This is a genomic window from Proteus hauseri (assembly GCF_040139125.1).
GTDB classification, from domain to species: Bacteria; Pseudomonadota; Gammaproteobacteria; order Enterobacterales; family Enterobacteriaceae; genus Proteus; species Proteus hauseri_B.
Map to the genome: position 1 here is coordinate 1 of NZ_JBEEUB010000008.1, position 25,846 is coordinate 25,846.

The 25,846-nt window shown below is 38.6% G+C and carries 27 protein-coding genes; 10 read left to right on the forward strand and 17 right to left on the reverse strand.

Features of this window, described 5'->3' with window-relative positions:
• From ABN099_RS13415 to ABN099_RS13450, 8 genes are all read right to left on the reverse strand, one after another.
• Positions 1-195, reverse strand: a 195-nt coding sequence (locus ABN099_RS13415) for a GTP-binding protein (RefSeq protein ID WP_228077987.1), incomplete at its 3' end; no start/stop codon positions are given.
• Between the two features lie 67 nt (positions 196-262).
• Entirely contained in the window at positions 263-2,377 is a 2,115-nt protein-coding gene (gene fusA, locus ABN099_RS13420) for an elongation factor G (protein ID WP_349464361.1), read from the reverse strand.
• A 78-nt stretch (positions 2,378-2,455) separates the two neighbouring features.
• Entirely contained in the window at positions 2,456-2,926 is a 471-nt protein-coding gene (gene rpsG, locus ABN099_RS13425; RefSeq protein WP_064718100.1) for a 30S ribosomal protein S7, read from the reverse strand.
• 97 nt (positions 2,927-3,023) lie between these two features.
• Entirely contained in the window at positions 3,024-3,398 is a 375-nt protein-coding gene (gene rpsL / locus ABN099_RS13430) for a 30S ribosomal protein S12 (protein ID WP_004236497.1), read from the reverse strand.
• Positions 3,399-3,525: 127 nt separating this feature from the next.
• On the reverse strand, positions 3,526-3,819 hold the full coding sequence (gene tusB, locus ABN099_RS13435; RefSeq protein WP_349464362.1) for a sulfurtransferase complex subunit TusB: 294 nt from the start codon (positions 3,817-3,819) through the stop codon (positions 3,526-3,528).
• A 31-nt stretch (positions 3,820-3,850) separates the two neighbouring features.
• Positions 3,851-4,219, reverse strand: coding sequence for a sulfurtransferase complex subunit TusC (gene tusC / locus ABN099_RS13440; protein WP_349464363.1), 369 nt, complete (start codon positions 4,217-4,219; stop codon positions 3,851-3,853).
• Complete coding sequence (gene tusD / locus ABN099_RS13445) at positions 4,219-4,614, reverse strand: sulfurtransferase complex subunit TusD (protein ID WP_349464365.1); 396 nt, start codon at positions 4,612-4,614, stop codon at positions 4,219-4,221. Before tusD ends, tusC begins: the two co-directional genes overlap by 1 nt.
• 9 nt (positions 4,615-4,623) lie before the next feature.
• On the reverse strand, positions 4,624-5,328 hold the full coding sequence (locus ABN099_RS13450; protein WP_064718104.1) for a helix-turn-helix transcriptional regulator: 705 nt from the start codon (positions 5,326-5,328) through the stop codon (positions 4,624-4,626).
• A 343-nt stretch (positions 5,329-5,671) separates the two neighbouring features.
• Between ABN099_RS13450 and ABN099_RS13455 the strand changes: the two genes are divergently transcribed.
• Positions 5,672-5,827 carry a hypothetical protein gene (locus ABN099_RS13455; protein WP_349464367.1) on the forward strand — a complete coding sequence of 52 codons (156 nt, stop codon included), beginning with the start codon at positions 5,672-5,674 and terminating at the stop codon, positions 5,825-5,827.
• 158 nt (positions 5,828-5,985) lie between these two features.
• Positions 5,986-6,879 carry a DMT family transporter gene (locus ABN099_RS13460; RefSeq protein WP_349464368.1) on the forward strand — a complete coding sequence of 298 codons (894 nt, stop codon included), beginning with the start codon at positions 5,986-5,988 and terminating at the stop codon, positions 6,877-6,879.
• 97 nt (positions 6,880-6,976) lie between these two features.
• Here ABN099_RS13460 and fkpA read toward each other — a convergent pair whose 3' ends face one another.
• Complete coding sequence (gene fkpA, locus ABN099_RS13465) at positions 6,977-7,726, reverse strand: FKBP-type peptidyl-prolyl cis-trans isomerase (RefSeq protein WP_349464369.1); 750 nt, start codon at positions 7,724-7,726, stop codon at positions 6,977-6,979.
• A gap of 335 nt (positions 7,727-8,061) precedes the next feature.
• Between fkpA and ABN099_RS13470 the strand changes: the two genes are divergently transcribed.
• Positions 8,062-8,280: a SlyX family protein gene (locus ABN099_RS13470; protein WP_064718107.1), complete on the forward strand. Its 219-nt coding sequence runs from the start codon at positions 8,062-8,064 to the stop codon at positions 8,278-8,280.
• 93 nt (positions 8,281-8,373) lie between these two features.
• Here the strand turns inward: ABN099_RS13470 and slyD are convergent, their stop codons facing one another.
• The 4 genes from slyD to kefG form a co-directional block, all read right to left on the reverse strand.
• On the reverse strand, positions 8,374-9,015 hold the full coding sequence (slyD, locus tag ABN099_RS13475) for a peptidylprolyl isomerase (RefSeq protein ID WP_349464370.1): 642 nt from the start codon (positions 9,013-9,015) through the stop codon (positions 8,374-8,376).
• Positions 9,016-9,104: 89 nt separating this feature from the next.
• On the reverse strand, positions 9,105-9,308 hold the full coding sequence (locus ABN099_RS13480; RefSeq protein ID WP_064718109.1) for a YheV family putative zinc ribbon protein: 204 nt from the start codon (positions 9,306-9,308) through the stop codon (positions 9,105-9,107).
• Between the two features lie 4 nt (positions 9,309-9,312).
• On the reverse strand, positions 9,313-11,175 hold the full coding sequence (kefB, locus tag ABN099_RS13485; RefSeq protein ID WP_349464371.1) for a glutathione-regulated potassium-efflux system protein KefB: 1,863 nt from the start codon (positions 11,173-11,175) through the stop codon (positions 9,313-9,315).
• Positions 11,175-11,732, reverse strand: a complete 558-nt coding sequence (gene kefG, locus ABN099_RS13490) for a glutathione-regulated potassium-efflux system ancillary protein KefG (RefSeq protein WP_349464372.1) — start codon at positions 11,730-11,732, stop codon at positions 11,175-11,177. Before kefG ends, kefB begins: the two co-directional genes overlap by 1 nt.
• A gap of 122 nt (positions 11,733-11,854) precedes the next feature.
• Here kefG and ABN099_RS13495 point away from each other — a divergent pair, with 122 nt between their 5' ends.
• The 3 genes from ABN099_RS13495 to ABN099_RS13505 all read left to right on the forward strand — a co-directional run bounded on the left by ABN099_RS13495 (position 11,855) and on the right by ABN099_RS13505 (position 18,096).
• On the forward strand, positions 11,855-13,789 hold the full coding sequence (locus ABN099_RS13495; protein WP_349464373.1) for an ABC transporter ATP-binding protein: 1,935 nt from the start codon (positions 11,855-11,857) through the stop codon (positions 13,787-13,789).
• Between the two features lie 332 nt (positions 13,790-14,121).
• Positions 14,122-15,807 (forward strand): methyl-accepting chemotaxis protein, encoded by a 1,686-nt coding sequence (locus ABN099_RS13500; RefSeq protein WP_349464374.1) that lies wholly within the window; start codon positions 14,122-14,124, stop codon positions 15,805-15,807.
• A 543-nt stretch (positions 15,808-16,350) separates the two neighbouring features.
• Positions 16,351-18,096, forward strand: a complete 1,746-nt coding sequence (locus tag ABN099_RS13505) for a methyl-accepting chemotaxis protein (protein WP_349464375.1) — start codon at positions 16,351-16,353, stop codon at positions 18,094-18,096.
• Between the two features lie 78 nt (positions 18,097-18,174).
• Here the strand turns inward: ABN099_RS13505 and ABN099_RS13510 are convergent, their stop codons facing one another.
• The 3 genes from ABN099_RS13510 to ABN099_RS13520 form a co-directional block, all read right to left on the reverse strand.
• Positions 18,175-19,719, reverse strand: coding sequence for a methyl-accepting chemotaxis protein (locus ABN099_RS13510; protein WP_349464376.1), 1,545 nt, complete (start codon positions 19,717-19,719; stop codon positions 18,175-18,177).
• Positions 19,720-19,868: 149 nt separating this feature from the next.
• On the reverse strand, positions 19,869-20,729 hold the full coding sequence (locus ABN099_RS13515; RefSeq protein WP_349464377.1) for an SIS domain-containing protein: 861 nt from the start codon (positions 20,727-20,729) through the stop codon (positions 19,869-19,871).
• A 745-nt stretch (positions 20,730-21,474) separates the two neighbouring features.
• Positions 21,475-22,080 (reverse strand): LysE family translocator, encoded by a 606-nt coding sequence (locus tag ABN099_RS13520; RefSeq protein WP_349464378.1) that lies wholly within the window; start codon positions 22,078-22,080, stop codon positions 21,475-21,477.
• Positions 22,081-22,177: 97 nt separating this feature from the next.
• Between ABN099_RS13520 and ABN099_RS13525 the strand changes: the two genes are divergently transcribed.
• The 3 genes from ABN099_RS13525 to ABN099_RS13535 all read left to right on the forward strand — a co-directional run bounded on the left by ABN099_RS13525 (position 22,178) and on the right by ABN099_RS13535 (position 24,325).
• Positions 22,178-23,158, forward strand: coding sequence for a hydrolase (locus ABN099_RS13525; protein WP_349464379.1), 981 nt, complete (start codon positions 22,178-22,180; stop codon positions 23,156-23,158).
• Complete coding sequence (locus ABN099_RS13530; RefSeq protein ID WP_349464380.1) at positions 23,155-23,376, forward strand: YheU family protein; 222 nt, start codon at positions 23,155-23,157, stop codon at positions 23,374-23,376. Before ABN099_RS13525 ends, ABN099_RS13530 begins: the two co-directional genes overlap by 4 nt.
• Positions 23,377-23,455: 79 nt before the next feature.
• On the forward strand, positions 23,456-24,325 hold the full coding sequence (locus ABN099_RS13535) for a phosphoribulokinase (protein WP_349464381.1): 870 nt from the start codon (positions 23,456-23,458) through the stop codon (positions 24,323-24,325).
• A gap of 90 nt (positions 24,326-24,415) precedes the next feature.
• Here the strand turns inward: ABN099_RS13535 and ABN099_RS13540 are convergent, their stop codons facing one another.
• Positions 24,416-24,823 carry an OsmC family protein gene (locus ABN099_RS13540; protein WP_349464382.1) on the reverse strand — a complete coding sequence of 136 codons (408 nt, stop codon included), beginning with the start codon at positions 24,821-24,823 and terminating at the stop codon, positions 24,416-24,418.
• Between the two features lie 311 nt (positions 24,824-25,134).
• Here ABN099_RS13540 and crp point away from each other — a divergent pair, with 311 nt between their 5' ends.
• Positions 25,135-25,767, forward strand: coding sequence for a cAMP-activated global transcriptional regulator CRP (crp, locus tag ABN099_RS13545; RefSeq protein ID WP_066749260.1), 633 nt, complete (start codon positions 25,135-25,137; stop codon positions 25,765-25,767).
• Positions 25,768-25,846 lie beyond the last annotated feature (79 nt).

Genomic DNA, 25,846 nt, shown 5'->3' on the forward strand with positions numbered 1-25,846 from the left:
AGTAGAGATGGTGATACCACGAGCTTTTTCTTCTGGTGCGTTATCGATTTGATCGAACGCACGAGCAGCACCGCCGTAGGTTTTAGCCAGAACGGTAGTGATTGCAGCAGTCAGAGTTGTTTTACCGTGGTCAACGTGGCCGATAGTACCAACGTTAACGTGCGGTTTTGAACGTTCAAATTTTTCTTTAGACACGACTATATTCCTTAATATCGCTCCCTCTAGCAGAGGGAGCGTAAACTAAATTGAACTCGAAAGGATCTTATTTCGCTTTACGAGCTTCGATAATAGCCTGAGCGACGTTGCTAGGCGCTTCATTGTACTTCAAGAACTCCATAGAGTATGAAGCACGACCCTGAGTTTGTGAACGCAGGTCAGTTGCATAACCGAACATTTCAGCCAGTGGTACTTGAGCACGGATGATCTTACCGGTAGGCAAATCGTCCATACCTTCAACCATACCACGACGACGGTTTAAGTCACCGATAACGTCGCCCATGTAATCTTCTGGCGTTTCAATCTCAACTTTCATGACTGGCTCAAGCAGAATTGGCTTAGCTTTCATGAAGCCGTCTTTAAATGCCATTGACGCGGCAATTTTAAACGCGATTTCTGAGGAGTCAACATCATGGTAAGAACCGTAATGTAAACGAGCCTGAATATCCACAACAGGGTAACCTGCTAATGGACCAGATTTCAGCTGTTCTTGAATACCTTTATCAACAGCTGGGATGAATTCTTTAGGAATTACACCACCAACGATATCGTTGATAAACACGTAGTTTTGCTCACCACCTGCTGGTAATGGAGACAGGTCGATAACAACATGACCATACTGACCACGACCACCAGATTGTTTCGCGTGCTTACCTTCGATGTCAGTTACTGTATCGCGAATTGTTTCACGATAAGCTACCTGAGGTTTACCTACGTTCGCTTCAACTTTAAATTCACGACGCATACGGTCAACCAGAACGTCTAAGTGCAACTCACCCATACCAGCGATGATTGTTTGACCAGTTTCTTCGTCGCTTGATACGCGGAAAGATGGATCTTCCTGAGCCAGACGGTTCAGAGCGATACCCATTTTTTCTTGGTCAACTTTAGTCTTAGGTTCGATAGCAACAGAGATAACTGGCTCTGGGAATTCCATACGTTCTAAGATGATTGGTGCATCTATCGCACATAAAGTATCACCTGTAGTTACGTCTTTCAGACCAATAGCAGCAGCGATATCGCCCGCACGAACTTCTTTAATTTCTTCACGCTTGTTAGCATGCATCTGAACAATACGACCAAAACGTTCTTTTCTGTCTTTAATCGGGTTCAGAACTGTGTCACCAGAATTTACAACACCTGAGTACACACGGAAGAATGTTAAGTTACCAACAAATGGGTCAGTTGCGATTTTGAATGCCAGTGCAGAGAATGGCTCTTCGTCGCTTGAATGACGTTCTGCTGGGGTATCTTTACCATCTGGTAACATACCGTTGATTGCAGCAACATCTGTTGGTGCTGGCAGGTATTCAATAACCGCATCCAGCATTGCCTGAACACCTTTGTTCTTAAATGCAGAACCACAGGTAACCAGAATAATTTCGTTATCTAGAACGCGTTTACGCAGAGCAGCTTTAATTTCTGCTTCTGACAGTTCTTCACCGCCCAGATATTTGTCCATCAGTTCTTCTGATGCTTCAGCAGCAGATTCGATCAGGTTGTTGTGCCACTCTTCTGCTAACTCTTGTAGGTCTGCAGGAATGTCTTCGTATTCGAAGCTAACACCTTGATCTTCTTCACTCCAACGGATTGCTTTCATTTTGATTAAATCAACAACACCGGTGAAATGTTCTTCAGCGCCTACTGGGATCTGAAGAGGAACTGGGTTTGCAGCCAGACGTGTTTTGATTTGTTCAACAACACGCAGGAAGTTAGCACCCATACGGTCCATTTTATTAACGAACGCGATACGTGGTACATGATATTTGTTAGCCTGGCGCCATACTGTTTCTGACTGAGGCTGAACACCACCAACTGCACAGTAAACCATAACCGCGCCATCAAGAACACGCATAGAACGTTCTACTTCGATAGTGAAGTCAACGTGACCTGGGGTGTCGATGATGTTTACACGGTGAGGCTCAAACTGTTTAGCCATACCAGACCAGAATGCAGTAGTTGCTGCGGATGTGATAGTAATACCACGTTCCTGCTCCTGCTCCATCCAGTCCATTGTTGCTGAACCTTCGTGAGTTTCACCAATTTTATGGTTTACACCGGTATAAAACAGAATACGTTCACTTGTAGTGGTTTTACCGGCATCGATGTGCGCACTGATACCGATATTACGGTAACGTGCTATGGGGGTTTGACGAGCCATTTTTTCCTCTCTCGTGGGCGTTCAATTCAGGTAAAGGACAGCAAAGCTGTCCTGAAAAGAGTTGCAATACTCCGCTGATTACCAACGGTAGTGTGCGAACGCCTTGTTTGCATCTGCCATACGGTGAACGTCTTCACGTTTCTTAACAGCAGCGCCTTTGTTTTCAGCCGCATCAGATAATTCATTTGCCAGGCGTAAAGCCATGGATTTATCACCGCGTTTACGAGCAGCTTCAACAATCCAACGCATTGCTAATGCATTACGACGAACTGGGCGAACTTCAACTGGAACTTGGTAAGTAGAACCACCAACACGGCGGGACTTAACTTCCACAGTTGGGCGAACGTTATCTAATGCGATATCGAACGCTTCCAGTTCAGTTTTGCCAGAACGCTGAGCCAGGGTCTCAAGCGCGTTATAAACGATAGATTCTGCAGTAGATTTTTTACCGTCTACCATCAGAATGTTAACAAATTTGGCCAGCAGTTCTGATCCGAACTTAGGATCTGGCAGAATTTTACGTTGACCAATTACACGACGACGTGGCATGGAAATACTCCGTTTAAATTCAGGGTTGTCCAAAACTCAATGAGTTTATTTTGACATTAATAGTGAAAAATGTTTGGCCTTACTTAACGGAGAACCATTAAGCCTTTGGCTTCTTCACACCATACTTAGAGCGAGCTTGTTTACGGTCTTTAACACCGGAACAGTCCAGCGCGCCGCGAACAGTGTGGTAACGCACACCTGGTAAGTCTTTAACACGACCACCACGGATTAGGATAACGGAGTGCTCCTGCAAGTTGTGGCCTTCACCACCGATGTAGGAAGATACTTCGAAACCGTTAGTCAAACGAACACGGCATACTTTACGCAGTGCTGAGTTTGGTTTTTTTGGAGTGGTAGTATATACACGAGTACATACGCCACGTTTTTGCGGGCAAGCTTCCAGTGCTGGAACGTTGCTTTTAACAACTTTCGAGCTACGAGATTTGCGCACCAGCTGGTTAATAGTTGCCATTTAAAAAAAGCTCCTGGTTTTTGCTTCGTAAACACGGATTTGAACTCTGTCTTGTCAACAAGACAAAACATGAGGACGCAGAATTTTATTGCTGACGGGCTCATGTGTCAAGAATTATACAGCAATTCTACGCTCCCCAGTGCATTTGTTGGGGATGTTTTACAGTTAAATCGACAAAATCACCATAATTGACTAAGGTAATGTGATGAGATGCTTGATCTTTTAGACCTCGAGCAACAACATCATCGATTAACGCATAAATTGGAATTTGCTGTTTAAGACAAAATTTAAGTAAGGGGTTACCTTCTAAAACAGCAAGTACCCCATCTTGTATTAACAAAACATCATCTTGTTTTGTCAATAAAGATAAAAATGTCTCTAAATCACTCTGATAAATAGAAACGCTGTAAGTATACAACATAACTGTGCATCCTTCCCGACTAACTCAACCATTAAAAACGTAACACCACATCATAGTCATGTAATTTTTGTGCAATATCATAAAGTGATAACTTTTTTGCTGCTAACACGAACGGTGTTTGAGCTGATAAGCCTCGAAGAGTTATGTCTTCCTGCGATGCATAGATGTTTGTAATATCATACAAGGGTAATACTTTAAATGTTGCGGCATGATTGCGCGATAAGATGCCATCAGGCTGTTGATTATCAACTAGCTGAAATATACCATCAGAGAGAAAGAACACACCAATTTCCTCAGTTAATGCAGAGGTAGCAAGCAGTGCATCTAGTCCTTCTCGACCAGCAGTATTGCCATGGGGTGCTTGCGTAAAAACAAATGCGACTGAATTTATTTTTTTCATTAAAATTGCACCACACGAGAACAAGTTAGCATTGTTTGAGCCAGTGATCCCAATCCACTTAACTCAAACTCTGCTGCTAAATTAGCACCATCAATTCCCTGCTCTTTTGCCTGCTGCTCATCAATAACTCCTCGGCGTAATGCCGCAGCGACACACACTTGCAACGCAATGTGATGCTCTTTGGCTAGTGCTAACCACGCTTTAGGAAGATTAAACTCATCGCTAGCTGGCGAAACTAATTTGTTCGCATTAGCCACACCATCACGGTAGAAAAATACTTGAGCGATTTTATGCCCTTTTTCTATAAGTGCATTGGCAAACAAATAAGCGCTTGATGCTTGCTCTGTACCATAATGAGGACCAGTAACAACCAAACAATATGTCAGGGAATTCATCGTGTTATTTTATTCTCCATTCTTAAACTGACGGATGTAAAGATACACGGTGTGTTTAGAAATATTTAATCTATCGGCAACCTGATTAATGGCATCTTTAATATCAAATATGCCTTTTTCATATAGACTCAAAACAACTTGCTTATTCTTCGCGTTATTGGCAACTTCTCTGTCATTGTTCACTTCTTCTATCGTAAACTCTAATGTTTGGGCAACCAAGTCATCAACAGAAGAGGCAAAGTTAACATCAGAAGCAACTTCATGAGTCTCTTCTGGAATAAAGGTTTTAATTATATCGGAGAATGGGACATCAAGATTCATATTGATGCATAGTAAGCCAATCACACGACGTTCGCGGTTGCGAATAGCGATAGTGATAGATTTCATCAATGCACCACTTTTGGCTCGCGTAAAATAAGCCTTTGAAAAACTTGAATCTTCATCTGTAATGTCATGTAACATTTGTAATGCCAAATCAGTAATAGGTGAACCAATCTTACGACCAGTATGTTCCCCATTAGCGATTTTAACCGCTGAACATTTCAAATCTTCCAGAGAGTGCAATACGATTTCACAATGGTTACCAATCAGCATCGCTAAACCATCGACCGCTGCTTCATACGCTTTTAAAATCTCGTGATCAGTTTGGGCAAAAGGTCTGCTATCTAGTTTTTCAAACTCGCTGCTGTCACCATAAAATAACGGGCTAGACATTGATTATATAATCCTTAAAGGCTTTAATTATGATAATGACTTGAGGTTCTATTTTTTATAACGATTCATCACTATGAATCAATTCAATATTAAATTTTTTTTAATGTAAAAACAGAGTTAAGAACAATTCCGACGTTAGATCGCAAGAACATTTACGTCAAGTTACTTAGAATAAGAGCTTTGTGATAGGTCACAGCTTTTCTCTATTTTCTTTGTAATTCTTTAGCGATCACTCATTTCTTTATTGTAAATTACCTCTTTTAAGAAGAAAGCAATAAAGTTGACACCCTGCAACAGATTTCCTATATTCGAGAAATTGTTATTTTAAAGAGTTGTTAATCCTATGAATAGACTGATAGTTCGCAAATTCAAGCAAACTATATCAATAATTGGATTAATACTTGCTGCTCCTATACCTATTGAAACCCTAGCTTCACCTCCTCCGATGAAAGTGGTTATTGTTAATACAACGGTTATTGTCGCAGCTTTTGTTGCTTGATTTACTCGTTTGGATTAATAAATAGATTAAATAAATCATTTAATTAATACCCGTAAATGTTGATTATAAACGTTTGTTAATTTTTTATTTAAGTCATTTATTCCAAGTCATACTAAAGCTATTAAGTTCTTTTTTCCTCATTTTGCAGGTATACCATTATGTCTTTACGCCAATATTGGGCTAAGTTTGGTCCAACAACATTATTCGTCTTGCTTTGGAGTAGTGGCGCAATATTTTCACGTTGGGGCTTAGATAACGGAAGCTCTTTTGCCATTTTAACTTGGCGTTTTGTGATTGCTTTGGCTTTTCTCTCTTTTTTATGTTTTCAACGTCATCGTTTTTTACCACCTAAAGGCAGTCGCCTTAAAACTGCATGGGTAGGTTTACTTATCATTGGCGGTTATTCTATTTGTTATCTTTTAGCTCTAGCTAATAGTATTACACCGGGGATGTTAGCAACAATTATGGGAGTTCAACCCATAATTACGTTGTGGATAATAGAACGTAATTTTACCGCAACGCGATTATTAGGACTTCTTATCGCTCTTGCGGGTCTCATTCTTGTTGTAGCACAGAGTTTATTTAATACGGCACTTTCATTAACAGGAATGATTTATGCACTCATCGCTTTACTATGCATGAGTTTTGGCGCGATTTCACAAAAGAAACTCCAATTAGCGCCAATGGATGCATTACCTTTACAATATGTTGTTAGCCTTGGCTTGTGCTTATTGTTTGTGCCTTTTCAACCAATTAAAGCCTCTTTAGATATTGGCTTTATTATTCCTGTTCTATGGCTCGCGATTATTATCTCTGTTGTTGCTCAATTACTACTGTATCGGTTACTGACTACGGGAAATCTCGTCAATGTTACAAGTCTATTTTATTTAGTTCCCGGTGTTACCGCGTTAATGGATTACCTCTTTTTGGGAAATAAAATGTCGTTACTCAGTTTAGCTGGAATGGGCGCGATTATTATTGGTTTACTCTTTGTTTTTAAAAAACCTAAAGCCATTATTGTAGAAGAAAGAATTGAGTCATCATCAAAATGAAAACATAAAAAAATGCTGGAGATTATCCAGCATTTTTATTTGTTAATTCGCTAATTAATCACATTAATTTAAACATGACTCATCACGATTTAAAAAATTATTTATCGCTCTCAACACTTAATAATTCAACTTCAAATACCAGTGTTGAGTTAGCAGGAATTCCGCTCGTTGCGCGTTGACCGTAACCTAATTCTGGTGGAATAACCAGTTTGATTTTACCACCTTCTTTGATGTATTTCAGACCTTCAGTCCAACCTGGGATGACACTTTTTAGGCTGATAGTCAGTGGCTCATTACGATCATAAGAACTATCGAACTGTTTGCCATCGATCAACATACCTTTATAGTTTACAGTTACGCGATCAGCATCAGTAGGTGTTTTACCTTTACCTGTATTTTCAACTAAATATAGTAGACCTGATTTAGTTTTAACTACGCCTTTTTCTGCTGCAAACTCGGTACGGAATTTATCACCTGCTGTTTTATTCTCAGTGGCTTCTTTTTCCATTTTAATCGTTGCTGCATTACGTACTTGGTCTTCAAATGCAGCTAAAGTTAATTCGATTTCAGCATCAGATAATTTTGATTTGCTATTAAATGCATCTTGAACACCCGCTAACAGCTGTTTTGAGTCTAATGTAATACCGATATTTTTTTGTTCCTGCAATGCAGCTTCCATGTAGCGACCCATCGATGCACCTAAAGCATATGCATTTTGCTCATCCTGAGTTTTAAACGCGCTGTTTAATGTTGGCACTTTAGCGGTTTCTTCAGCAAATGCGTTTGGCGCGCTGAATGCAAATGCTAAACTTGTTGCCAGCAACGTCGTTTTTAATAAAGCTTTCATCCCATTCTCCAGTATTGATTAGTGAATCGCTACGTTTGTGCAAACGATCATAATAGATCTTAGCAAAAACGATTTGCACCACTTCTTGCTGTCATTGCGGAGTAGATCTCATCCGCTGTTAGCAATTTTATATGAATTTAAAAAATTTGCCGACACTCTTAACAGTTAATGTTAGGATTTTTGTCAGCACAGAGTGTTATCACATTAACAAAATAGTCTTTTATCTCAAACCAGATTTATGTCTTCCTGTGTATATATCAGTAAATAAGATTAAATTTTACGAGTTAATTGGCTATCTTCGTCGTAATAAGATGTATTTAAGGAGGAAAAACACAATGGATATTAAGGAAATAGAAGAGTTACTCATTCAGTTGGAAAGTAAAATTGCTTTTCAAGATGCCACTATTGAAGAGCTCAATCAAGTGGTTACACAGCAACAAATTGAGATGAGCCGCTTTAAAGAGCATTTAAAAGTGGTAACGGAAAGATTGAAAGCAACGCAGCCTTCAATGCTTGCTCGACCAGAAGATGAAACACCGCCGCCTCACTATTAATACGTAAGTCATTGTATTTCAATGCATTGAAATATATTACAGACAACAAAAAAGGAGCGTTTAAGCGCTCCTTTTAACATTTCTAAATGAAGATTAGTGCTGGCAACCACAACCGCCATTACCGTGACCGTGGCCACCTTTACCATGTCCGCCGCCACCGCAGCATCCGCCTTCTTCACCATGGTCGTGACCATGACCATGTCCACCGCCACAGCATCCGCCTTCTTCACCGTGACCATGACCACCGCAACATTCGTGCTCTTCGTCATCTTCACCATGAACGTGGCCATGAGCTAACTCTTCTTCAGTTGCTTCACGAACAGCAATGATTTCAACATGAAACTTCAGGTTTTGACCTGCTAACATGTGGTTACCATCAACGATAACTTCATCACCTTCGATACCTGTGATTTCTACAGGTACTGGACCTTGATCAGTATCCGCTAAGAAACGCATACCAACTTCTAATTCATCAACGCCAACAAAAACATCTTTTGGTACGCGTTGTACTAAATTTTCGTCGTATTGACCGTAGGCATCATCAGATGCAACTTCTACGTCAAATTTCTCACCGACTTCGCGACCATTTAATGCATTTTCTAAACCGCTGATTAAAGAACCACGGCCATGCAGATAGTCTAACGGTGCGCTCACCGTGGACTCATCAACTAAAACACCGTCTTCTGATCTTACTTGATAAGCCAGACTAACTACCAAGTCGTTTGCTACTTTCATGACATCTCCTACATACCCGTGGGCAAAATTTTTCCGATTGTAACGAAAAATAAATCTTCTGTATCGGGTTATATCAAAAAAACCTACAATTATTGTGGTGTAAATATCCCAATGACCTGTTCATTTTCACGAACAAGTGAATTTACCTCACCATCGGTTTGTCTTTGCTGATGGCCGCATTGAGCACATTCCACGATATCCACTTTATCTTCTCGCCACATTTTTAATGTATCCTGAGCTTGACAGTGAGGACACACTGCACCTGCGATAAAGCGCTTACGGATTGCAGACATGGGGTCAATTCTCCTGTTTATCAATAGATTTTTTTTCTCTTATTGTTTGGGGAATGGCTTCAGTTAAAGATTCATCCCAAATATCTGGTTGATGATGTTCTTGTAAGATCTCTTCATGAAAAAGCTCTTCTAACTCTCGACGAGCCTCTTTCACACGTGAAACATTCGACACTTCTTCTGGAGATTCATCAACCAATTTTCTTAATAGTTGCATATCTAAACGACGAAAATGTTGTTGAGCACGATAAGCTTGATGAGGATGCATTCCCAGCTCAATCAATGTCTTGCGCCCTAATTCTAAGGCACTAGAAAATGTTTCTCGGCTAAACTCTGTAACGCCTGCTTTTAATAGCTCATGCGCCTCTACACGCCCTCTTGCCCTAGCGATAATTTGTAAATTAGGGAAGTGCCGCTGGCATAAATGCACAATTTCCATCGTTGATTCAGGTTCATCACTGGTGATGACAATCGCTTTGGCATGTTCTGCACCTGCAGCTCGTAATAAGTTAAGATCCGTCGCATCACCGTAATAAACTTTATAGCCATATTTACGCATGGTGCTTAAACTGCCCACATCATGCTCTAATACGGTGGTATTAATTTTATTAGCCATTAGCAGACGACCAACGACCTGCCCCATACGACCAAACCCGACCAAAATCACTTCAGGTTGGTTATTTTCTACAAAAGGCTGTTCATCCGTTTGTGCCTCATTATAACGACGAGATAACACAACGTCTGTCAGTTGCATCACAAGAGGCGTTGTCATCATTGAGAGAGTCACAACCACCAGCAATAATGCCATTTGCTGGCTATCTAAAACGCCCATTGCCATTGATGTAGAAAATACAACAAAAGCAAATTCCCCTCCTTGGCTTAAGACAGCAGAAAACTGTAATCGTGTTGAAAAACGCAAACCAGCCAGCCACCCAATGCCATAAAGGATTATTGCTTTAACCAAGACAAGAATAAGTACGCCCAGCAAAACTTCAGGTAAGTAACGCCATAAAATACCGATATCTAACGACATCCCGACTGAGATAAAAAAGAGCCCTAGAAGTAACCCTTTAAATGGCTCAATAGAGATTTCTAATTCATGGCGATATTCAGAATCTGCTAATAAAACACCCGCAATAAAAGTTCCCATTGCCATAGAGAAACCGAGTGTTTCCATAAACAGGGCAGCACCCAACACCACTAATAATGCAGCGGCAGTAAAAACTTCTCTAACACCCGATTTAACAACTAAACGAAAAAGTGGGCGTAATAAATAGCGACCACAAATAAGCAATGCAGCAAATGCCGCTACTTTTAATCCTATTTTATACCAATCACTACTTGCCGTTTCACCAGCTAATAATGGAATAATGGCAAGGATTGGGATCACTGCCATATCTTGAAAGAGTAGAACTGAAAACCCAAGTTGTCCCCCTTCATTATGGTTCATGCCCTTTTCATTCATAAGCTGCAGTGCCATTGCTGTTGATGACATTGCAATACCGCAGCCACCAATCACAGCGGCTTGCCATGAAAATGAAGTAAATAGCAAAATTAGCCCGGCAAAAATAGAGACCGTAAACACGACCTGCATTGAACCTACACCAAAAATTGAGCGTCTTAACTCCCACAATTTTGCTGGATTTAGTTCTAGCCCTATCAAGAACATTAAAAAAACCACACCTAATTCAGCAAAATGCAAAATATTATCAATGTCTTTAAATAGCCCTAATCCCCAAGGTCCAATAACAATACCAGCAATCAAATAACCTAAAACAGCACCAATTTTAATACGTTGAGCAATAGGGACCATTACCACCGCAGCACAAAGGAAAAACAGCACCGCTTTTATCATCCAATTATCGTCCATCAGGCTTGTTCTCCTTCAAGAGGCGCACTTAACCATTGACGATAAGCATCACCAATATGAGTCAACGTTACTTTGGGCTGCTTTCTTGCTGAATAGACAATCATTGGTGATAACCAACGCATACCACACATTTCAGCCATCAATTCTAATGGTCGCAACAATTCAGATAGCGTATAACGATTTTTTCCATTGTGCTGATAAGCATGTTCAGGCTCACCGGTTGTCACGACACACCGAAATGCTTTCCCTTTTAATTGAGCTCGTCCCACGCCGTCGGCATTAGCAAAAGGACGAGTAAGCACCCTATCTTGCCACTCTTTTAATAAAGCAGGACAACTGTAAGTCTGTAGTGGAAATTGAAATACAATCACCTGATGTTGGCATAATAGAGACTGTTCATGATGAATATCGATAAAAAAATCGGGGTAAACCGCATACAAGTCATGAATAGTTAAGTTCTCTAAATCCCTCACCGCATTCAATAACGCCTTGTTGGCGACGGATTGTCGCGGTTCGGGATGCACATAGATTAGTAATACATTTGATGCGTTTGACACCACTCCTCCTTACAAAGCGTGTCAGAAACAGATTTTTCCGTTACCATGCACGCATTGTGACCAACTGTTACGAACAACTTATTCTATATATTAATTTAACATACTCTTAATAGACGATATCTATGATTGTTTTTTCTTCTTTAGAAATTCGCCGTGGCGTTAGAGTGCTGCTGGAAAATGCCAGTGCCACCATTAACCCAGGACAGAAAATTGGTTTAGTCGGTAAAAATGGCTGCGGTAAAACCACACTACTCTCATTATTAAAAGGCGAGCTACAAGCTGAAGCGGGTAATGTTACCTTCCCAAGTTCTTGGGCGATGGCATGGGTGAATCAAGAAACACCCGCACTCGATATTCCCGCGATTGATTATGTCATTGATGGCGATAGAGAATACCGCACACTTGAACAGCGTTTACAAAAAGCCAATGATATTAATGATGGTCATGCTATTGCACTAATTCATGGGCAATTAGATGCAATTAACGCATGGACAATTCAATCGCGCGCTGCGACGCTACTCAATGGATTAGGCTTTAGCCAACAACAACTCAATGAACCAGTGAAATCATTCTCTGGTGGTTGGAGAATGCGTTTAAACCTTGCTCAAGCGCTGATTTGTCGTTCTGATTTATTACTCCTTGATGAACCCACCAACCACTTAGATTTAGATGCGGTTATTTGGCTAGAAAAATGGCTCAAGAGTTATACTGGCACTTTAATTCTAATTTCCCATGACCGCGATTTTCTTGATCCTATCGTGGATAAAATTTTACATATTGAGCAAGAAAAGATATTTGAATACTCAGGAAACTACTCTTCCTTTGAGATGCAACGAGCAACAAAACTCGCTCAGCAACAAGCATTATTTGAAAATCAGCAAGGTAAAATCGCGCATCTACAAAGTTTTATCGACCGCTTTAAAGCCAAAGCAACAAAAGCTAAGCAGGCACAAAGCCGCGTCAAAATGCTAGAACGCATGGAGCGCGTTGCGCCTGCACATTTAGATAACCCTTTTCACTTTAGTTTTCGTCAACCTGAAAGCCTACCCAATCCATTACTATCAATGGAAAAAATCAGCGCAGGTTATGGCGATAAAGTTATCCTCAATGATATCAAGCTTAATTTAATTCCTGGGTCTCGTATTGGTTTACTTGGTCGTAATGGTGCGGGTAAATCAACACTGATTAAATTACTTGCCAATGAAATTGAGCCGTTACAAGGTAAAATTGGCTTATCAAAAGGGATTAAGCTCGGCTATTTTGCTCAACATCAATTAGAATTTTTACGTTCTGACGAGTCAGCATTACAGCACTTAACACGTTTGGCACCGAAAGAGACTGAACAAAAATTACGTGATTACCTTGGAGGCTTTGGTTTTCATGGTGATAAAGTCACTGATGCTTGCGGTCAGTTTTCTGGTGGTGAAAAAGCACGTCTTGTTTTATCACTACTGGTTTGGCAACGCCCAAATTTACTGTTAATGGATGAGCCAACCAACCACCTTGATTTAGATATGCGACAAGCACTAACAGAAGCGTTAATCAGCTTTGAAGGGGCAATCGTTGTTGTTTCTCATGATCGCCACTTATTACGCTCAACCACTGACGATCTTTATCTCGTTCACGATGGCCAAGTAGAGCCATTTAACGGTGATCTTGATGACTACCAGCAATGGCTGGTTGATCAAAATCGTCAAGAAACACAAGAAAATAAAAGTCAGCAAGAAAAAGACAATGGTGCAAATACCTCTAATTTAAGTGCTCAAGACAAAAAAGAGCAGAAACGTAAAGAAGCAGAATTTAGACAGCAGACTCAGCCTTTACGCAAAAAACTCACGACCTTAGAAAGTAAAATGGATAAGTTAAGTCAAGAGTTAGCCAATATTGAAACAGCTCTTTCAGACAGCGGAATTTATGATATCAGCCGTAAAAATGAGCTTTCTGACTACTTAAATCGTCAAGGTGTAACAAAATCAGCGCTTGAAGAAGTGGAAATGGAATGGATGACATTACAAGAAACGCTTGAAGAAATGACGACTGCATTTGAATCACAATAATAATATTTAATATATAAATAAGAGAACTGTTTTAGCCAAAGCAGCTCTCTTATTTTTTATTGCCTTATTCATTCTGAAAATTTATATAATCCATTTTGCTTAGTACATTTATTTCATTTTACTACAGCACTAATTACACAAAAGATAATATCGACCTTTGTCGCAATACCCCAATTAAAATAATAGTCTATCTTTTATTTACCTATCATTTGTATTAAGTAAGGGAAATAAACTATTTCGCACTAAAGTTTTTAACATTCCAGCCGAATTAATCATTCTGCTAAGTGGACCTCCCACTTACGAAAGTAAAGGCAAAGCTAATAGGTAGGGTTATGTTAAAACGAATTAAAATCTCTCAAGGTTTAATGTGTGTCCTGACTCTGTTTTGTATTATTCAGGTGATTTCTGGAGTACAAAGCATTCATGATGCTTACCAGACTCAAAATAAACTTAAATTAATTTCATACAGTTTTGATCAACTACGTACCATGGATAATACCTATGCGGAATTAAATACATTACGCACAGATATTATTGCTCAAGCATTTAGTTACATATCAAATCCAAGCAAAGAAGATGCTAATGTGACTGAATTTATGCAAACCATGAATACGCGCAAAGCTGAAGTTGATAAGTTGATGAATGAGTATGTTGATTTATCCGCAAAAACAGGTTTTGACCAACAGCGAATGGCACATATCAAACAGCTTTATCAAAAAAGCCGTACTGATTTAGATCTTCTCGCTCAATATTTAGGTGAGCGCAATGTCAATGCGATTACTTTAATCTTAAAAAGCCCAGCAAATACTAATTTTACCAATTCATTGTATGAAGCCACTGACTTTATTACCGATGATGTTGTTAATCCTTCAGTCATTGAAGCTGAAGATAACTATCACAGTATGTTGTGGATAGCCTCACTCTTTATGGGCATTTTCCTCATCTTCACGACGCTAGTTCTTTTCTGGATCCGCAAACACATTATTGTCCGTATCAACCAAATGATCACTTATCAAGAAGCCATTGCGAAAGGCGATCTGATTGGTCGTATTGATACAGATGTTTCTGGCAATAATGAAATTGACCAATTAATGCTTGGTCTGCAACAAATGCGTGCTCGATTAAAAGAGATGGTGACTTCTATCCGAAATAGCAGCAACCATATTTATACTGGCGTACAAGAAATTGCAGCGGGTAATAATGACTTATCAAGTAGAACCGAAGAACAAGCCAGCGCATTAGAAGAAACCGCATCAAGCATGGAGCAGATGACGGCAACTATTCGTAACAACACAGAAAGCGCTCGAGAAGTAACTGAGTTAGTAATCAGCACGGCGGATATCGCAGTTCAAGGTGGCGATCACAGTAATAAAATGGTGATGACAATGACTGACATCGCTGACCGCTCACAAAAGATTGGTGAAATCACAGCTGTTATTGATGACATTGCTTTCCAAACCAATATCCTAGCACTAAATGCGGCTGTTGAAGCGGCAAGAGCGGGCGAACAAGGTCGTGGATTCTCTGTTGTTGCAAGCGAAGTACGTAACTTAGCACAACGTAGTGCAGAAGCAGCAAAAGAGATCAAAGAGCTAATCGAATCCACCATCTTGCGAGTAAGACAAGGAAATGAACTCGTTGAACTAGTCAGTATGTCAATGGGTGAAATCGTGACTTCAGTTAATCATGTCTCTGGTTCAATGAAAGAGATTTTATCTGCATCAGAAGAACAAACTCGTGGTATTGCTCAAATTAGTCTTGCTGTTAATGAGATGGATAAAGCCACACAGCAAAATGCAGCAATGGTTGAACAATCAACAGCGGCATCAGCAACATTAAGTGAACAAGCTGGCATGTTAGATATGATTGTGAATACATTTAAAGTAGAGCAAGAAACATCAACAACGTTGCCAACATTTTCAGCAAGGAAATATGAGACAGAAGTTGTAAAAACAGCAAAAACACCAACCATCAAGTCAAATAATAATGAAGCTGATGATAATTGGGAAAGTTTCTGATTAGTGTTGTAACGCGATAAGCTTGTTGATGACAACTTATTCGTTATACACATTACACGCCAAATACCTCTACCTACGCCACTCCCAATCATAAGATTGGGAGTGTTTTTCTCAAATTTTATACATAAAAATTAAAATCTCTTGATTTTCTAGAGTAGAAAAAACCGTTTGTATGAAATGCCAGCAAATTGCGTTTACTAACCGCTAAATTTCATTTCACTTATTAAAATATAAAAAGATAGCTAATAATAAAACCTCGCTGCAATAAAGAGATTCCCTCCAAAAAACATTATTAAATCTTAATAATTAACAATTAACACGGCTAATGAGTAAGATAATGTACTTATAGGCAATTATAGATGCCATTAGAAAATTTTAGTTATTAGCTGTTAATTAAAGCTAAAAAAAGAAAAACAAGTCGTTTTTAGCCATAAATAGTATAGAAAAGGTAAAGTTTTTATATATTAAGCCGAATAAGTTTAATTGATGTATGTTTGTCGCTCCTTGCTGTTTATCCTACAAATTTATTAAATAGGTAAGGCTATGCTTAAACGAATAAAAATATCTAATGGCTTGATGTTTATCTTAATACTGTTTTGCGCTATTCAACTTTTTTCTGGCGTAATGAGTATCCGTGATTCTAATTTAACCAATAAACGGATCTCACAATTAGCTCACGGCTTTGAACAGATGAAAACGATGGATTATGGTTACGCGAGACTCAATAAGTTACGTGAGGAGATGCTTAATGTAATGCTTGATGCACAACTCACACCGGATATTGCACAAGAAAAAATTACTTCTTTTATCTCAACTTATCCGGAGCGTAAAAAAGAAATTTCTCTTATCATGGCGGACTACTTTAGCATTGCTCAGAAAATAGACTATGATCCAGAAAAACTAGATGCCATGAAGAAGCTATTTACTCGTGTCCTCTACGATCTTGATCAATTAGTCTCTTCTTTAGAAATTCGAGACTTTTACGGTTTTCAATCACTCTATGCACACAACACCAATGAACGTTTTACTAACGCGTTGTACGAAGCAAGTGATCACTTAAGTGATAATGTTGTTGCCCATGCAATTGAAGCTGCACAAGGTAACTATGAACGCACATTAATCCTCGCCTTTGTTTTTATGTGTGTTTTTATCGCATTTACCGTCCTTGTTATGATTTGGCTACGTCGCAATATCGTTTTACGTATCAATCAAATCATCGAATATATGTCTGAAATCTCTCAAGGTAACTTGCTTGAAAACAGAGATATTAAGGCGAAAGGTAATAACGAAATTGATCAATTAATTAATGGCATTCAGTATATGCGAGCTGAACTTTCATTAATCGTCAATGCGATTCGCGGTACCAGCCACCATATTTATACTGGTGTTCAAGAGCTTTCTGCTGGCAATACAGACCTTTCTTGTCGTACCGAAGAACAAGCTAGTGCATTAGAAGAAACCGCCTCAAGTATGGAACAGCTCACCGCAACAGTAAGAAATAATACTGAAAGTGCACGAGAAATTTCACATCTGGTAAATCAAACTTCTAACATCGCAAGTAAAGGCGGTGACGTGACTAATCGAATGGTTAAAACCATGACTGATATCGCAGATAGTTCACAAAAGATTGGCGAAATCACCGCTGTTATTAATAGCATTGCCTTTCAAACCAATATTTTATCTTTAAACGCCGCAGTAGAAGCAGCACGTGCAGGTGAACAAGGTCGTGGTTTTTCTGTGGTTGCTACCGAAGTGAGAGAGTTGGCACAACGTAGTGCTGAAGCAGCAAAAGAGATCAAAGAGCTCATTGATGCCTCAATAAACAGAGTTCGTCATGGTAATGATTTAGTTGAGCAAGTCAGTATTTCAATGAGTGAGATATTAACTTCAGTAAAACATGTTGAAGATTCTATGAGCGAAATTCTTTCTGCATCTGAAGAGCAGACTCGAGGGATAACACAAGTGACCCTTGCTGTTAATGAGATGGATAAAGCCACACAGCAAAACGCCACCATGGTAGAGCAATCATCAGCAGTAGCGAGCTTACTAACGGAAGAAGCGGGTAATTTAGAGCAAATTGTTGAGCAGTTTAAAACTGCTGAAAGCGAACAACAGGCAAAAAGCAGCACTAAAAATAGTGTAGAAAATCACACTATTACAGAAAAATCATTTCAAAAAGAGAGTGTTAAAACCGGTAATAGAGTAAAAAAAGAAGTCATTAAAGAGAAAAAACCAACCAAAGAACCTGCAATAAACAGTGATGAAGATGACGACTGGACAAGCTTTTAAGTTTAAATAGCGTATTGACTTCATCATTTAGTAACACAAAGACACCTAAATAAATTAGGTGTCTTTTTTTAAAAAAACTTAATGGAATACGTTGATAGCACTGACTAAATAATTAGTTTGTACTTTCATTTCTCCTGAAATTGTTGATGCCTTAGAAACATAATTGGCATTTTCATGAGTAATTGATTCCAGTTTTTCAACGGCTCTACCTAGCTCTTTTAATCCAGCACTCTGTTCTGACGATGCGAGGCTAATCTCACCGATAAGGTCAGTGACATTCTTAACATGCACAACGATATCTTCCATTGTGCCCACGGTTTCATTCACTTGCTTTGAACCGACTCGAATATTATTGCTAGATGTATTAATTAGCATTTTTATTTCTTTTGCTGCCTCAGCACTACGTTGTGCCAAATTACGCACTTCGGTAGCAACCACAGAAAAGCCACGACCTTGTGCTCCTGCTCTAGCCGCTTCTACTGAAGCATTCAGCGCTAATATATTCGTTTGAAAAGCAATACTATCAATTACGCCAATAATATTGCTGATACGATCTGAGCTTTTAGCAATGTCATTCATCGTGTTAACGATATTATCCATTGCAGTTCCTCCTTTAATCGCCGCACTACAGGTGATATTTGATAAGTTATTGGCTTGCCCCGCGGTTTCACTGTTACTACTTACTGCCGTGGTTAATTCATTCATCGTTGAAGCCGTCGCTTCTACATTACTGGCGGTTTGTTCTGTTCTGATATACAAATCTCGATTTCCTGCCGCAAGTTGGTCACAAGAAATATCAACCTGATGAATTTGGTGACTAACATCACTCACTAGCCAACGAAACATTCGTCCTAGCTGATTAACAGAACGCTGTGTCATTCCTATTTCATCAATACGGTTTAAATAAGCGACGTTATGCTCATCTCCTGTGGCAACACGATTTGCCTGTTCATTTAAGATTTTAATCGGTTTAATAATTTGGAAATAAAGTACTCTCTCATTAACCATAAGTAATAAAAGTAAAATCACGGCATGAAATAGAAGCGCATAGCTGCTTAATCCAGCAAACCATGCACTAAGCAGCATAAATGGAAGGGGTAATAAAATAAGTAAGCGAAGACGTTGTTTTAACGAAATCGTTTGGTTCCATGAGCGCCAACGTTGCCAGCCCTTATAAACAAAAGCGCCTTTTAAAAAGGTTTGTGATGGGTAGTTTCCTTGATTAAATCCGCTGTAAAGTGCCGAGGCTTGTGCTATTTCCTCTTTTTTTGCGGCAGTCCTTACAGACATAAAACTTTGTATTTTACCTTGGCGAATAATCGGAGTGATATTTGCCCTTACCCAATAATGATCGCCATTTTTACGCCTATTTTTAACGATGCCGGTCCAAATACCTCCTTGCTTTAACGTTTTCCACATATCCTTAAACACTTCAGAAGGGATATCTGGGTGCCGGACAATGTTATGGGGTTGCCCCACTAGTTCATCAACTGAAAACCCACTAGCCTCAACAAAGTCCTCATTGGCATAAATAATATTGCCCTCAAGGTCTGTTGTTGACATTAGTGTTGCGTTTTCAGATACCGGGTATTCTCGCTGTGTCACCGGTTGGTTGTTACGCATTAGTTACTCTCCTCGACATTGAAATCAAAACATCTCAATTAAAAAAGATCGCTCAAATAACTACCGTTTCGGCTGTAGAGAGAATAACTTTAGTAATAAGTGTAAATACCTACATTTAAATATTAGAATTTTGAATCAGTTCAAAATTTTTAATCATCAAGGCTATTAATTAACGCCTGTGAACTTAATACTAAAATCTTGGCATTTTCATCGCGTTTCTTTAATAACGCCATAAAAATAAGATCTGTAATTGTATTTTGCGCAGTACGAGAAGAGATAGATGCACTTCGCCACTCACCTTCATCTGCAATTGTTTCTAATGTATAATCTGAGAGCCTTCCTAACGGTGAATACTTCTCTCCCGTTATCGCAATAATTTTTGCACCCTGCTTTTTGGCTACCGTTGCAGCAACAAGCATATCTTTTCTTTTGCCTGAATAAGAAATGACTATCTGTAAATCTTTTGGACTTAACATCTGAGCAACAGAAATTTGCACATGGTGATCGGTTTCAATCAGTGTCGTAATACCAATTTTTTGCAGTTTATAGCTCAAATCTCTTGCTACTAATCCAGAACCACCAATGCCTATAATTTGAACTCTTGCTGCTTCATCAATAAGTTGGATTACTTTTTCAAAGTGAAGATAATTAATTTGGCGTGTTGTATCACTAATAGAATTATTTTTCTCTTGCGCTAATTTTTGTGCAATAACAACTAAGCTATCATCGGCATTAATCTGGTTATGTAAGATATTTGAACCCGCATCTGAATTAGCCTGTTTTCGCCCTAAATCTTCACTAATGGCTAATTTTAATGACGGAAAACCTTTGAACCCTATTTTTTGACTAAACTTCACAATAGCGGACTGACTAACCCCCATAATCTCAGCTAATTGCTGCGATGAAAGCGTGACCGTTTTTTCAGGGTTGGCTAGAATATAATCTGCTATCTTACGTTGATTTGTTGCCATCCCTGGTTTAATCCACGCGATCTTCGTTAATGTCGGCATAATGACAATATCCACTTAAAGTACTATATAGTTATAATGGTCTAATTCTTGATAACGAGTTTATCGCCTTCAATAATTAAGTTTTTGGAATAAAATCAATTAAAAACAAGAAGAGCTATTTTATTAAGTGTAATGAAAGCAATAATGTGGTAAATAAACTCTTTTCTATAATAATAATGTTTTATAGAAAATACTATTATTCTATTAAATAGATATGATTTTTAAAAGCATTTGATTTTTATTAATAATAATTTATTCCTTTAGGTCAATAAGGAACTATGATTTTTCTCATTTATACTTAATAAAATCAATTTAAAATATAACAGACTAGATAAACCGTTTACAAAAAGCAAAAAACACTTAAATTACAATACATTAATTGGAATAAATAATTCTATCATAATACAAGTCATTTCTTAATTTTCAGGGGTAAAATTAAACAGAATAAAGATAATAGTTTACGTTTTAACTATTAATTTACAACATTATCTATCACCATTAGCTTACACTAACGACTAATACAGTGATGATAATTAGCATACTAAATAAATTCATATTTAATATCAAATGAACTATATCATAGATTAACAGAATTGCAGATAATCTAAGCACTCTATTTTAATAGAGTTATTCGCTATTTTTAACCTAAAAAATAAAATAACCTATCACTTAAACCTAAAAAAAATCATTTTAATTAGCCTGATAAGCGTACTGCTATTTATCCTTTTTTTATTATTTAATCATTTTACTCAAACCATATCAAAGGGACACAAGCTGCGGTTAATAATCCTATTGTGATATTGAAAATAAACCAAGAGCGCCGACTTTGTAAGAATAAGCTAATTAAGGTTCCACCTAAAATCCATGCAATACCTGCGACTAAGTTAACAATCACCATTACTACACTGATAACACCAATTGAACCAAAGTATGCATCACCGGATAAACTAAAGCTGCCTACTGCACCCAACCCCATTATCCATGCTTTGGGATTCAGAAATTGTAATAATCCCCCCTGAAACCAACTCACGGTTTGTGCCGTTTGTGCTGATATATCAAGCCGTTGATAATTAGATGTTGCTGTTTTCCAAGCTAGCCAAAGTAAATAAGTACTACCTATCACCTTTAATCCTATATGCAACGCAGGATAAATAATCAATAATGCAGCAATACCAAATGCAGAACTCAGCAAAACACACTGCATTCCGAGTATAATGCCTGCCATCAATTTTAATGAGCCTTTAAATCCCACATGTGCGCCAGAAGACGTTAACAATAAATTGTTGGGTCCTGGTGTTATAGCAGCGATAAACAGAAAAATACTTAAAGAAAAAACGAGGCTGGTCGTCATGATAAAGCTCAAAGATGTGACAGATGTTTTATTTTCATCGAAAATAGCAGTATGTTATTTAGCAAACAAGTGTTAATTCATTTTGATAAACAAAAATATGTCTCAATACTTTAATCCCATGCGCTGGGCTAAAAATCCGCACTTACAAACACTTTTGCCACGAATAGTGCGTAGAACACCACTATTAACGCCTTATTGGCAGCGTCTCAATCTCCCTGATAATGATTTTGTCGATTTAGCATGGAGTGAAGATCCGAATCAAGCGCAACACAAACCTCGCTTGGTTATCTTTCATGGCTTAGAGGGCAGTTTTAGTAGCCCTTATGTTCATGGCATGTTAGCCGCTGCGAAAGCGCGTGATTGGTTAGGCGTGGTAATGCACTTTCGAGGATGCAGTGGCGAACCCAATAGACAAAAAAGAATTTATCACTCCGGTGAAACAGAAGATGCGCGATATTTTCTTAATTGGTTAAAAACGGAATTTGGTGAACAACCCACTGCCGCTGTAGGCTATTCTCTTGGTGGCAATATGTTGGCTTATTATCTTGCTGAAAGTGGCGAGAGCGCTGTGCTTGATGCCGCAGTGATAGTTTCAGCACCGTTAATGCTAGAACCTTGCTCAACTAAAATTGAACACGGTTTTTCACGTTTTTATCAGTGGTATTTGCTAAAAGGGTTAAAACGTAATGCAACACGAAAACTTATTCGTTACCCACAATCATTACCTATTAGCTTATTAACGATTAAATCGATCAAAAAACTGCGTCAATTTGATGACCTTATTACAGCAAAAATTCATGGTTTTAAAGACGCACTTGATTACTATCGCCAATGCAGTGCATTGCCTTTATTAAACCAGATCAAGAAAACGACCTTGATCATCCATGCAAAAGACGATCCTTTTATGTCTTCTGATGTAATACCTGATGTAACTTCATTGCCTAATAATATTGAATATCAGTTAACTGAATTTGGTGGGCACGTTGGTTTTGTGAGTGGCAAATTGTCAAAACCCATAATGTGGCTTGAAAACCGTATCCCTGATTGGCTAACAACCTACTTGGAGAAATCAAAATGATTATTCCTTGGAAAGAACTTTCGACTGATACGCTAGAGAGCTTGATTGAAAGTTTTGTTTTACGAGAAGGGACTGATTATGGTATCCAAGAGAAGACGCTTGAACAAAAAGTCGCCGATGTAAAAAAACAGCTTTCATCAGGTGAAGCCGTATTAGTTTGGTCAGAGTTACATGAAAGCGTCAATATCATGCCCGCATCACAGTTTCGCCCTGATTAATTAAGCTTATTAGTTAATAACGTGGCATCTACCCGCGAGGGATAGGCTCTCCCTCGTATTGACAAAGGAGCATCATTTTATGTCTATCAAACACCCGATCATTGCCATCACTGGTTCTAGCGGTGCGGGAACCACAACGACTAGTCAAGCTTTTCGTAAAATATTTCAGCAACTTAATGCAAATGCGGCACTAATTGAAGGGGATAGTTTTCATCGATATACCCGTCCTGAAATGGATATGGCAATCAGAAAAGCGAAAGAACAAGGCAGGCATATTAGCTATTTTGGTCCTGAAGCAAATGACTTTAGCCTATTAAGTTCTACATTGATCAATTACGGTGAGACAGGTCAAGGAGAGTGTCGTAAATACCTTCACTCTTATGATGAAGCCATTCCTTATAATCAACTACCAGGTACTTTCACACCTTGGGAAGCTTTACCTGAAAAAACAGATGTGCTTTTTTATGAAGGGCTACATGGTGGAGTTGTAACGCAAGAACACGATGTCGCACAACATGTCGATTTACTGGTGGGTGTTGTGCCAATAGTCAATCTTGAGTGGATACAAAAATTAACGCGTGACACGACAGAACGAGGACATTCACTAGAAGCAGTAAAAGACTCCGTTGTTCGCTCAATGGATGACTATATTAATTACATTATTCCGCAATTTTCTCGTACTCATATTAACTTTCAGCGTGTACCTACTGTTGATACCTCAAACCCATTTTCAGCAAAAGCTATCCCGACTTTAGATGAAAGTTTTATTGTGATCCGCTTTCGAGGTCTTACTGATATCGATTTTCCCTATTTACTGGCGATGTTGCATGGCTCATTTATGTCAACAATAAATACCATTGTGGTTCCTGGCGGAAAATTAGGTTTAGCGATGGAATTAATTATGGCGCCATTAGTCAGAAAATTATTAAATGGTGAAAAAATTAGTTAGATAAGCGTATATCTATTTTGTAAAAAATAATATCCCGTCGATAAAAGGGATATTATTTTATTAGTTAAAAACTATTTTAAATTATCAACTTTATTCAGAAACTTTTATTTCAAATGAATGAGTAATATGGGCGGCTTTACCCAGCATTAAAGAAACCGAACAATATTTTTCCGCTGATAATTGAACTGCTCGCTCAACAATTTTATCAGTCAACTCTTTACCAGAAACAATGAAATGTAAATTGATATCAGTAAATAAACGAGGTGCCTCTTCGCGACGCTCTGAAGTTAATTTCACTTCACAATCAGTTACTTGATGGCGACCTTTGCGTAAAATACTCACGACATCAATAGCACTACATCCACCTGCTGCAATTAATAACATCTCCATTGGACTTGGTGCTTTATCGCCAGAATTTCCATCCATCATGATTTGATGACCAGAAGAAGACTCTCCTAAAAAAGATAAATCCTCAACCCATTTAACCCGTGCTTCCATTTATTTATCCTCAATAAGACAGAAACTAAAAGAGTACATTCTCATAATTCAACTGGCAATTAGCAAATAGGTTTATTATGCTGACTGCGTAAAACGAGACTTAATGCGTTAACTGTGCTAAAAACAATATCTGCTTGATGATAGTGGTTAAGATCAATGCATTATTTTCTCATTTATTATAATCTATTCCATATTAACTTTCCGTGTTCTCAGGAAGTTAATCGGTAAAGATAGGATTTTTAAGCATGCTGTCTCAAAAGGGAGTCAATCCGTTTTGAAAGGCTGCATTTAACGTACAGAGGATAACGCGAATGGTTCTCGGCAAGCCGCAAACAGACCCGACTCTTGAATGGTTTTTGTCTCACTGCCATATTCACAAATATCCATCCAAGAGCACGCTGATCCACCAAGGTGAGAAAGCGGAAACACTTTATTATATTGTTAAAGGTTCCGTGGCTGTTCTTATTAAAGATGAAGAAGGAAAAGAAATGATCCTCTCCTACCTAAATCAGGGGGATTTCATCGGTGAACTTGGATTATTTGAAGAAGATCAAGAACGTAGTGCATGGGTTAGAGCAAAAACAGCCTGTGAAGTAGCAGAAATTTCCTATAAAAAATTCCGCCAATTAATTCAGGTTAACCCTGATATTCTTATGCGTCTCTCTGCTCAAATGGCGAGTAGACTGCAAACAACATCAGAAAAAGTAGGTAACCTTGCTTTCCTAGATGTAACAGGACGTATTGCACAAACATTACTTAACTTAGCAAAACAACCTGATGCAATGACTCACCCTGATGGCATGCAAATTAAAATTACACGTCAGGAAATTGGGCAGATTGTAGGTTGTTCACGCGAAACTGTAGGCCGTATTTTAAAAATGCTAGAAGATCAAAACCTGATCTCTGCACACGGTAAAACTATCGTCGTTTACGGTACTCGCTAAGTTTAGCCACCTAGAACAAACAATAGCCCATTTCTAAAATGGGCTATCAGTAACGATTTCTGCATAAAACCCCATTGGA